The organism is Paenibacillus sp. VTT E-133291 (genome assembly GCF_002264395.1).
Lineage (GTDB): Bacteria > Bacillota > Bacilli > Paenibacillales > Paenibacillaceae > Paenibacillus_AQ > Paenibacillus_AQ nitricinens.
This window is the reverse complement of record NZ_NFVA01000027.1, coordinates 62,195-72,087: the sequence shown is the minus strand read 5'-3', so window position 1 is coordinate 72,087 and position 9,893 is coordinate 62,195. Positions and strand designations below refer to the sequence as shown.

The window sequence follows — 9,893 nt, the reverse complement described above, 5'->3', positions numbered from 1 at the left end:
TTTCCTTCGGAAAGCTTTCAGGCGAACGCTCCGCTCCTACAGTTCCAAAATTCCCTCCGTTACTTTTCACCATATTTATTGGGGGAAGTCTAAAAAACATTCACGATTATATGTAGAATCATGTCTCTGCCTAAGAACCGTAATTCAATTCCACTAGCGTTGCATTAAGCTTCACATCATACGAACAAAGGGAGGTTTTCCCTAATCTAATCATTTAATCGAGGTATATATTATGTTCATACGAAGATACCAAAGTACTCATCATTCTGTAATCTTAACATCAAACCAAACACTAAACCTAATATACGAGTCCTCTAATGTGGCTTCGTATTTCAGATCATTTTTAGCTAGAATCTCCGCGACGATAGACAGGCCAAGTCCAGTACCGGAGATTTCTTTATTCCGAGACTCCTCGATCACATAGAACGGGTCCCAGATATACGCTAGATGCTTCTCTTTTAGGCGCGTGGTTTTATTTGTAATGGTGAATTTCAGGGTATCGTGGCTATCATTCGCTAGCGATATTCCAAAAACATTCTCTTCCCCATATTTAATGGCATTACTAATTAAGTTGTTGAATATAATTTCTATTTGGCTGATATCCTCTTCAACGATGGATCGATTAACCGCATGGAAGTCGCTCTGTAAAATCAGATTTTTATTTTTGAGCGTAATATTATATTGTGAGATCACTTTGAGCAGAAGCTCTTTAAGATCGAATCTTTCTTTATGGACTTCGTTCTTTTGGATTTTGGACAGTTTAATTAAGTAATCCACCATATCCGACGTATATTCCACCTGCTCCAAAATGATATCCGTATACGTACCATCATCCAAATCGTCTTGAATGCCAATGGTATACGCTTGAATTAGGGATAACGGTGTCTTCACTTCATGTGAAATGCTTGAGATCAGTGTGTTTAAGCTTTGATTTTTCTGTTCCAGCTCTGCATGGGCACTTTTCAGGCGCTGGCTCATCTGGTTAATGCTTTTGGATAATTCTTCGATTTCATCCCCCGTTTTAATCGTCACCTGTTTAAATTCAAGATTGGAGATATCCTTCGCGACATCCTGTAGCTTCTCTAATGGGGTAATAATCTTTTTTGAAAAAAATGCCACTAACAGCAAGCTGATAATAATCCCCAAAAGAATGGAATAGAAGCTGAATTGATTTACGATATTTAAAGCATCGGTATTGTGCACAACCACAGTGCCGATGAGAATCAAACTGCCATCCTGCTCGTATATTTTCGTTAACAGGCTGGATTTCAATTTCCCCTGATTAAATAAAAGATTCACCGTATTTCCTTCGTTTACCTTTTGCAAAACTTTTTCTGTAATCCAAAACTTATTGAGTGCCACCTTATCTTTAAACAACGCAAATTGAATGTTCTCGTTAATTGCTGTCACGCTTCCTCTGTTCTCAACCCTCACAATCGTTACATTGTTATTGTTCTCGATCGCTGTTTCATTGTCCTTGAGCTGATCCAGACTGAGATCCTTTACTTCTTCATAAATAGCGTTAATCTTGGTTTTCATTTTATAAAGATAATAATCGGACGAGAAAAAATTGTGCAATAAATAAGATGTTCCAAATACAATCAGCAGAATAATACTTACCATAATCAATAACTTGGTGCTTATTTTATTGATTTTTATCATGGAAGCTGTACCCCATTCCCCTGTGTGTGATTACGTGGTCAGCCCCAATCTTATCGCGCAATCTCTTAATATGTGTATCCACGGTTCTTTCTTCGCCAAGGTAGTCCATCCCCCAAACGGAAGATATCAAAGCATCTCTAGACAAAATCCGGCCTTTATTCTCATAGAGGAAGGTTAGCAATTCAAATTCTTTTTTATAAAGGGACAGCTCCTCCCCCTGCTTGTACACTTTCTTCCGCTCAAAATCAATTTCTAAATCCCGTATAGCAGCCACTTTTTCGGTACCCAGCATTTTTTTGATTCTCAGCATTAAAATCCGTGGGTCGAATGGTTTTCTTATATATTCATCTGCACCGATATCTAAAGCGCTAAATTCATCGTCATGGGAAGATCGGGCGGTCAGCATCACCACTTTAGCTAAACTAACCTGCCTGATTTCATTACACACCTCAATCCCGCTTCGCTTCGGCATCATCCAATCCAATACCACAAGATCGATCTTATTCGAAAAAAAGAGCTCTAGCGCCTCCTCCCCATCTGCAGCTACCCAAACGTTATAGCCCTCTTTTTCAAAATAAGTCTTCAAGATATGGGTCATATGTTTCTCATCATCGGCAATTAGAATGTTCAATTAGCATCATTTACTCCTTTCCTTCAAGTCCTTTCTTCAATACTTCCCAAATCGGGTTATGATCTACTGCTGTTCGAGGGGGCTGTTCACCTTTCTCTATCGCTTGCCAATATTCCCAAGTTGGGGGCTGATTGCCCAGTTCATAATCCATTCCGTCCCATGTATCCTCTCGGAAGGCATAAAACGCCCAGTGCCAGCCAAAGTCATCAAAAATCGAGATTAAATCAGCCATGTATTGATCTGCACCTTTTACTAACCGATTCGTTCCAAACTCTTCGGCAACAATCCGATTTGCGGGAATATTATGTTCCTTTGCCCACTGCGCAACAGGTTCCAGAAATTCCTTTAAGGTCTCTTTATTAAATGCTTTTTCCGTTTTATTGTCTCCGACTTTTATCGTTCCAGGATATTCATAGGTTAACCCTTTTTTCTTATTCTGACTGGTTAGCTCGTAAGGCTCGTACATATGAAAAGCATACAACACATTCTCGTCTTCGATAGGTTTCAAATATTTAAAGGCCCACGGTGTAGCATACAGACCAGAATTGACGATAATAGGTGTCTTGGTATCCACAGTACGAATAGCGGTCACAATTGTCTCATATAAAAGATTTAAATCCGCAGGCGTATTCTCGACTGAGCTATACCATTCGTTGTAATCCTGAGTCCAGAAGTCATGAAATCCAGTCGCCGTCTCCGGATGTGGCTCATTAATCAAGTTATAACCGATTACCGCAGGATGATCCTTCAATCGACTTGCCAGATCCCTCCAAAACACTGCCGCTTGTTCATGATAACTGAAATCCTTCCATATCCGATCATCATTCTCATAATTGTTGAACTGCCTCCAGCGATCTCCGGGGAGACTTAAGACAGTCAGCACTACTTTGGAGCCCCGAGCCTCCGCTGCATCTAAGTCCGCTTTTAACTCGGCAAAATCCGCCTCAACCATCCCTTCATACTTATCTGCATTCCCTATTAGAAAATCTTTATCCGGGTTCGCATCCAGTTTGTCATTGAACAGGAAATCCCTGTCTTTTGCCCATTTATCTGGTGCAAGTCGAATGAACTCAATGTTTTGCTCTTTGGCAGCATCATAGTTTTCCGGTAAAGATTTTGAATTCATGAAATTGGCTCCTTTTCTCTGGTCCTCCCAGAAGGCCATCTTCTCATTCCTTTCGGTCTTCTCTTCCTTCTTCTCTTCTATCTTCAGTTCTTGATTAGCTTGCGGTGTTACAGAACTACATCCTACAACCAACAATAAGATCAACACGATAAAACCTTTAGCTTTCTTCATTCTCTCACCTCATAACCTATCGTAGTCAATCTCTGTTACAAGAGTGTCACAAGGGGTGGAAATCGTTTAAAAGCAAAAGCTCAACCAATAGTACTGGCTGAGCTTCTGTTCATTCGCCAAACAATAAATCTAATATCCGCTCATCTGCCTTTCGGTTCTTCCCTTTATAAGGATAACAGTGAATATGAATTGCTGGATTGAAATTGATCTCAATAACGCTGTAATTGGTATCGGTCGCTTCTTCCTGCATATCATCGATCATCATATCCACTCCACAAATCGTGGCCCCCGCAGCTTTAGCTGATTGAATGGCTAGTTCTTTATAGCTGTGTGGAATCTCATCTGTAAAGTCTAGGCTATCTCCACCAGTACTAATATTTGAATTCTCCCGTAAAAAAATGGTCTCATTCAATGAAGGAACATCGCTCCAAGCCAGCGCGTGATTCTTCAAGAACATCGTCTCTGCTTCGCCGATCTGAATTTTCTCAAGCGGAGTTTTGTAGCCACGACCTCTTAGCGGATCCTTATTCTTTTCGTGGACCAGCTCTTCAATCGTATGTACATCATCACCGACCACATTCGCCGGAACCCGGTGCAATACTCCGACTACTTCATCACCCATGACTAGAAAACGATATTCTTTCCCCGTCATAAATTCCTCAAGCAGTACTGTCCGATCATGCTCGAAGGCGATAGTGAAGGCTTTTTGATAGTCTTCTTTGGAGAACTCATCTGTAAAAATAGTAATGCCGAGTCCAAAATTCGTTGATTTGGGTTTGATCACAATTGGCTTATTACGATAAGTGTCATAGGCATTCATTGCCGCTTTCAAATCTCCAAAAGCCTCGCCTGAGGGAACACGAATGCCTTGCTGTTTGAGAACTTCCTTCGTAACAATTTTATTCTCCATAATTAGTACCGTGCTGTAAGAATCCAGGGATGTCTTCGTAGCCTGCTTAACGTATTCTTTATGATCGCCTTTCGTAAGTACAACGAAGTTCTCTTCCCGATCGAGCAATCGAAACTTAATCCCACGTTTAACCGCCGCCTTCAGTAGAAGCTGTGTAGATAGCTCCAAATCCTCATATCCTACAAATCGGTATCCATTCGCAAGACTTTCCTTAGCATATCGTTTGGCTTTATTCAGATGATATTTAATAAAAGAGGATTGTTGAACTTCCGACTTCACAATCCCTGCAAAGCTCTGATCTGGATTTAGAATCTTATCCTTAGCTCCGTTCAGAACGTTCGAGAGCTGTTTATCCTCTGGGTTCAATAGCTGAATCATATCCTGCATTTCTTGTATACAAATTAAAGCCTTCTGTTCCATTGTCCCGCAAGAATTTCCGTAATCATGCAAACAGCCTTTGATCCCCTCCATGATCAATTGATCATGATTAAAATTCGCCATCTTCTGATCCTCTACTCCGAACGGTTCGTCCTCTTTCAATAACATATACAGGATAAACAGATGAATGAAAGTCATTGATTCTTTGCTAATTCCTATTTTATAGAGTGGATTGAGATCAATAAAACGAAGCTCCAAATAGGCTATCCCATCCTGCAGCAGCTCCTCTAACGGATGTTTACCTCTTGCCGTCTTCACTCTAACCGGGCTATAGAACTCTTTTACACTTAATAATTCTTCCGATTCAATCAACGCTTGTAAATCATGTACATATTCCGTAAGCGAGTCAAAAGACACATAGAGAGGCTTTTCATTCCGATACCCGCATTCGCTATTACGCAGTGAATTCATATTCAGATAATAGAAGCTTTTGTCATCATCTGATTCACCACGTGCCACACATTGCTCCATATAAGTCTTATCAAAAACAGGACTAGCACCTGTTAAATAAATTAGAAGCCAGCGGTATCGCAATAGGTTGCGGGCTATTTTTAAATAGGTAGCATCTTTGAAATCTTTAAAGCTCTCTTGTGGGTCTGCGATATCATGAAGCTTTTTTAGAAATTGTTCATCAAAAGAGAAATTATAATGGATCCCGCTCAGCAATTGTCTTTTGCGGCCATACTTATCGGCTAGCTGATGTCTATATTCGTCCTCTACCGGATTACCCATTTTGGCAATAGGAATGTCCTTATCCTTCGGTAGCATGGGAGGATTACTACTTGGCCATAGATATTCTTCATTAAGCTCTATCGACACAATATCCTGCAGCGCCTCCAGAAAGTTATAAGTCTCTTCAATAGAATCAAAAGAGGGTGTCACCATTTCAACCTGACTCTCTGAGAAATCCGTTTGAATATAGGGGTTCTCCAGCTTGTTTCCAAAGGCTTTTGGATGTGGTGTCAGCGCAAGTCTTCCCTCTGGATCCACTCTGACATTTTCTTTTTCCAGTCCAAATTCGCCGTGAAAAACCTCCTTATTCAAATGATTATCCTTTAGAAGCTGTATGAATTTACGATTTAATAAAGCCATTCCTACGCTCATCCTTTGCTTAGTAGTTTGCCTGCTGTTTATTCATTCTGAACAAAGATCTTCTAAACCAGAACACAAGAATAACACCCTTGAACACACTGCTTAACGCAATCGACATCCACACCCCATTCAAGCCAAAAGGCTCGGATAAGAGTAAGGCTAGTGGAATTCGGAGTGCAGTAAATGAAATACTAAAGATCGGTGGGATATGGGTTTGACCCATGCCGTTAAAAGCACCTACTGTCATCAATTCCAGACACATGAATAATTGTGAGTAACCGATGATCCGCATATAATCTGCACCCAATTCCAAACTTGTCTGGTCTGATAAAAACAATGAAAATAGCTGCTGCGGGAACGCAATAAATAGAAGCGACACGATCACGCCAAAAATGGAGGTTAAAATTAAGGCCTGACGATACCCCTGCCCGATACGGTCGAAGCGGCGTGCTCCATAATTTTGACCAAAAAAGGCAGCAATAGCTCCCTGTAGTCCGCCAATGGTCATATAGGAAATGGATTCAATTTGGATTCCTACTTTTTGAACCGCAATAGCATCCGCTCCAAATCGTACAATGATCTTGGCAATGATGATCGATATGATCGTAAAGGTAACCCGTTGGATCGTTATTGGAAGCCCCATGCGGATGACTTCTTTCATTTGACGACTGTCCCACGAAGTGGTGTTTGAGATGATTTCTGACTTTCTTGTCTTCATGATAAAAAGAGCCGTAACCAAAATGTTCGCCGTTAATGTTGCAATAGCCGCCCCCGCTACTCCCCAGCCCTCAAAACTGCCCCAGCCAAAAATCAAAAGTGGATCAAGGACAATATTAACCATAAGACCAATCGAGAAGATCTGAAACGGTTGTTTACTATTTCCCATAGCGTTTAAGAGAGTTGCGAATAACGTATTCACGATGGAAAATACCGTTCCAGAGATCGAGATCATTAAAAATTGTCGTGCCATCCGTTCAACGTCATCACTTCCGAGATCAAAAAAGCCAATCAACTGATTCTTGGTTAGCAGCACTAACCCCATATAGAGAAGTCCTAATAAAGTAGACATCATAAATCCGTTCTTTATATAAGATTTAGCCTTATCTATCTGACCAGATCCCATACAATGCGCCACCTTAATCCCTGTACCGATTGTAACCATGGTCGATAAAGCAATCGCTAGATTAATGAAAAAACTCGCCGTGCCAATCGCAGCAACAGGACCACTCCCTAATCTTCCAACCCAAATCATATCGACTAGACCATAAGTAGTAGAGATGAAATTCGTCGCAATAATGGGAAGCGTTAATTTCATTAAGGTAGGCATTATAGGACCCTGAGTCAAATCGTTTGTGTCCTTCAAGTCTAATTACACCTTCTTCATTTAAATATCAAATTCATTATATAACCGCACACTTATATAATCAATTGATTATATTTAAACATTATTTTGAGTTCGGATTTTTCGGTGAAATGGCTATTGAAAAGAACAAGGAGTTCGTTTACAATAAAACCAACAAGTAGTTCTATATTTATAGAACAATAAGAAAGTTCAGTATTTCACTGAAAGAATGGAGCAGCTCATGGATTATAAAGTAGAAGTTGATTTTGCACCCATGTATGAATGTGTTAGTAGTATGACTGCCTTTCTAAGCAAGCAGAACCATACTGCCATGGATTCCGGTAAGCTCTGGGTACGCGATGTTCAGGCAAGATTCGCACCCATGCTCCTTCGTAAAATGCAAGAGGTCGTTAAAAAACTTGATGATTTCAGTTTGGCCCCCTATATTTGGTCTTGTCCGGGCGAGCGTTCGGTAGAGGGCTTTTTGGTCTGGTTCGATGCTTTAACATCTGGAGAGCTATATGAAATTTCCGGACGTTTCGGCCAATCAGTTCCCTCCAATCTTGCGGAGCTTAGGGATACTGCTTCTGATATCCTGCGCGAATGGAACGCGGGATACTTCAGTGGAATCGACCCTAATATCATCAAAGGGCTTGAGCAGGAAGCCGAATCAAGACGCGCGATGCTAAGCGGCAATAATGACATGGAAGTGTTTGAAGCAGCTACCGCTGGCATGCGCCTTTATCCAAACGAACATCTGAAGCAGGTCATTATCATCCCGCAATATCATGCGCGTCCACTGGTTACCACCTCTATGTATGATGAATTCGTGTTCACTAGCTACTCTTGTGATGTTCTCCCTCCGGAAGCCGGACGGCCTGCTCCTGCACTACTCCGCCTTACTCGAGCATTGTCGGATGAGACCCGGCTGTATATCCTTCGTTTACTCACAGGGAAACAGCTCAATTTCACAGAAATCGTACGTGAAGTAGGACTTTCCAAAAGCACAATCCACTACCATCTTATCGCGCTGCGCGCAGCTGGGCTGGTCATTGTCCATACCCATGCTAGAAGCGCTTCGTACAGCCTACGATTAGAAGCCTTAAATGGACTGCCCCAGCAGATTGGGACGTATCTGGAGAGTTAAAAAGGAGCTACCAAGCTATGATAAAACGCAGCTATTATGGTCTTCTCTCGACCATTACTTTAAGCGCTTTTGGGGATGCCTTTGGCTTGCTGGCTATGGAATGGCTCGTCTATGAGCTAACCGGTTCTAAGCTAGCGATGGGAGCACTCGCGCTCAGCTCTGGCATACCTGAGCTACTGTTGCGCTTGCTCGGTTCACCGTTGTCCGATCGGCTGCACCGGGTCCGTTTTATGGCCTGCTTGGCAGCCATTCGCTTGCTGGCTATAGCCCTGCCACTTGGCATGGGTCTAGCGGGTCAGCTGCAGCTGTGGCATCTGTTTGTCGCTGCCGGACTAAGCGGTGCCTGCGCCGCACTGTTCATGCCAACAGCGATGGCTGTGATTCCCGGCGTTGCTGACAGCCGGAAGCTGGTGCGGGCTTTTGCTATCATTGATGGCAGTAAAAGCGCAGCAGTGTTACTGGGACCTGCCTTAGCTGGAGCGTTGACCGCTGCCAGTGGAGCGCTGCCAGCCCTTAGCATCAACATGTTATGTTACGTAGCCGCCATAACTACCCTGCTATGTTTACAAAAGCTACCAAAACCTTCTCCAGCCCCAGGTCGTTTCTCCATCACTATTTACGTTCGCGAGATAGCCGAGGGCTTTACCTTCTATAAACAATTTCCTGCAATGCTTACGATTATGATCATGGCCTCCATCAGTAATTTAAGCTCAATTGCCGTCTGGACGATGATGGTGCCTTTTGTACGCGAAGTGCTCCACCGCGATGCGGCAACGATGGGCACGCTAAGTACGGTTTTAGCGCTGGGAACCTTAGTCGGGCTAAGTGTGATTTCCATGATCGGGGAGATAAAAAAAAGGCGGTTTGTCATGCTTGGCAGTCTGGGGACCATAGGTTTAGTGACTACCTTATGGGGGTTATTCCCTAATTTCCCTTTTGCTCTCGCCGCCGTATTTGCTACTGGAGCGTTAGCTCCCTTCTTCGGTTCCTTAAGCTCGTCTCTCCATGGACGTCTAGTTCCGAGCAATCTGCAAGGAAGGGTCAATTCTATTCGCTTTCTGATCGGTGGCGGCTTGCAGCCTTTTGGTGCTTTTGCCGGTGGAGCGATTGCCGAGCATTATGGGGTACCTGTGCTTTTTATAATCGCCGGACTGCTTCCAATGCTCTGTGCTAGCGCAGCCTTGCTACTCCCCGGACTCAAAGCACTGGATGGGGACCTTTCCACCCTTGAGTCCACCCATAGGCGACCCGTTGTGGAAGTTCCGTCACAAGGAGTTATAGCTGAACGATAAGTGGGGATATGCAGAAGAGTTCCCTGATTCTAATAGAAAACTACCGCTGTTTATTTTAATTTTTTCACAATAGACTACCCTC

At 42.7% G+C, this 9,893-nt stretch carries 7 protein-coding genes; 2 read left to right on the top strand and 5 right to left on the bottom strand.

The genetic code is table 11. From position 1 onward, the window contains the following. Positions 1-261: 261 nt before the first annotated feature. The 5 genes from CA598_RS13425 to CA598_RS13405 all read right to left on the bottom strand — a co-directional run bounded on the left by CA598_RS13425 (position 262) and on the right by CA598_RS13405 (position 7,393). Positions 262-1,662 carry a sensor histidine kinase gene (locus CA598_RS13425; RefSeq protein ID WP_094876836.1) on the bottom strand — a complete coding sequence of 467 codons (1,401 nt, stop codon included), beginning with the start codon at positions 1,660-1,662 and terminating at the stop codon, positions 262-264. Beyond that, positions 1,646-2,293, bottom strand: a complete 648-nt coding sequence (locus tag CA598_RS13420) for a response regulator transcription factor (protein ID WP_094876835.1) — start codon at positions 2,291-2,293, stop codon at positions 1,646-1,648. The genes CA598_RS13425 and CA598_RS13420 overlap by 17 nt, the downstream gene beginning before the upstream one ends. 10 nt (positions 2,294-2,303) lie before the next feature. Beyond that, complete coding sequence (locus CA598_RS13415; RefSeq protein WP_094876834.1) at positions 2,304-3,590, bottom strand: glycoside hydrolase family 5 protein; 1,287 nt, start codon at positions 3,588-3,590, stop codon at positions 2,304-2,306. Between the two features lie 109 nt (positions 3,591-3,699). Further along, positions 3,700-6,030, bottom strand: coding sequence for a bifunctional glutamate--cysteine ligase GshA/glutathione synthetase GshB (gene gshAB, locus CA598_RS13410; RefSeq protein WP_094876833.1), 2,331 nt, complete (start codon positions 6,028-6,030; stop codon positions 3,700-3,702). 19 nt (positions 6,031-6,049) lie between these two features. Beyond that, on the bottom strand, positions 6,050-7,393 hold the full coding sequence (locus CA598_RS13405) for an MATE family efflux transporter (RefSeq protein ID WP_094876832.1): 1,344 nt from the start codon (positions 7,391-7,393) through the stop codon (positions 6,050-6,052). A gap of 220 nt (positions 7,394-7,613) precedes the next feature. Here CA598_RS13405 and CA598_RS13400 point away from each other — a divergent pair, with 220 nt between their 5' ends. Both CA598_RS13400 and CA598_RS13395 read left to right on the top strand, forming a co-directional pair. Then, positions 7,614-8,519, top strand: a complete 906-nt coding sequence (locus tag CA598_RS13400; protein WP_179283666.1) for an ArsR/SmtB family transcription factor — start codon at positions 7,614-7,616, stop codon at positions 8,517-8,519. A gap of 17 nt (positions 8,520-8,536) precedes the next feature. Further along, complete coding sequence (locus tag CA598_RS13395; RefSeq protein ID WP_094876830.1) at positions 8,537-9,811, top strand: MFS transporter; 1,275 nt, start codon at positions 8,537-8,539, stop codon at positions 9,809-9,811. The last annotated feature ends 82 nt before the right edge of the window (positions 9,812-9,893 follow it).

Coding starts and splice junctions, on each gene's coding strand:
- CA598_RS13425 (WP_094876836.1), bottom strand. CDS start 1,662: ATGATAAAAATCAATAAAATAAGCACCAAGTTATTGATTATGGTAAGT.
- CA598_RS13395 (WP_094876830.1), top strand. CDS start 8,537: ATGATAAAACGCAGCTATTATGGTCTTCTCTCGACCATTACTTTAAGC.
- CA598_RS13415 (WP_094876834.1), bottom strand. CDS start 3,590: ATGAAGAAAGCTAAAGGTTTTATCGTGTTGATCTTATTGTTGGTTGTA.
- gshAB (WP_094876833.1), bottom strand. CDS start 6,030: ATGGCTTTATTAAATCGTAAATTCATACAGCTTCTAAAGGATAATCAT.
- CA598_RS13400 (WP_179283666.1), top strand. CDS start 7,614: ATGGATTATAAAGTAGAAGTTGATTTTGCACCCATGTATGAATGTGTT.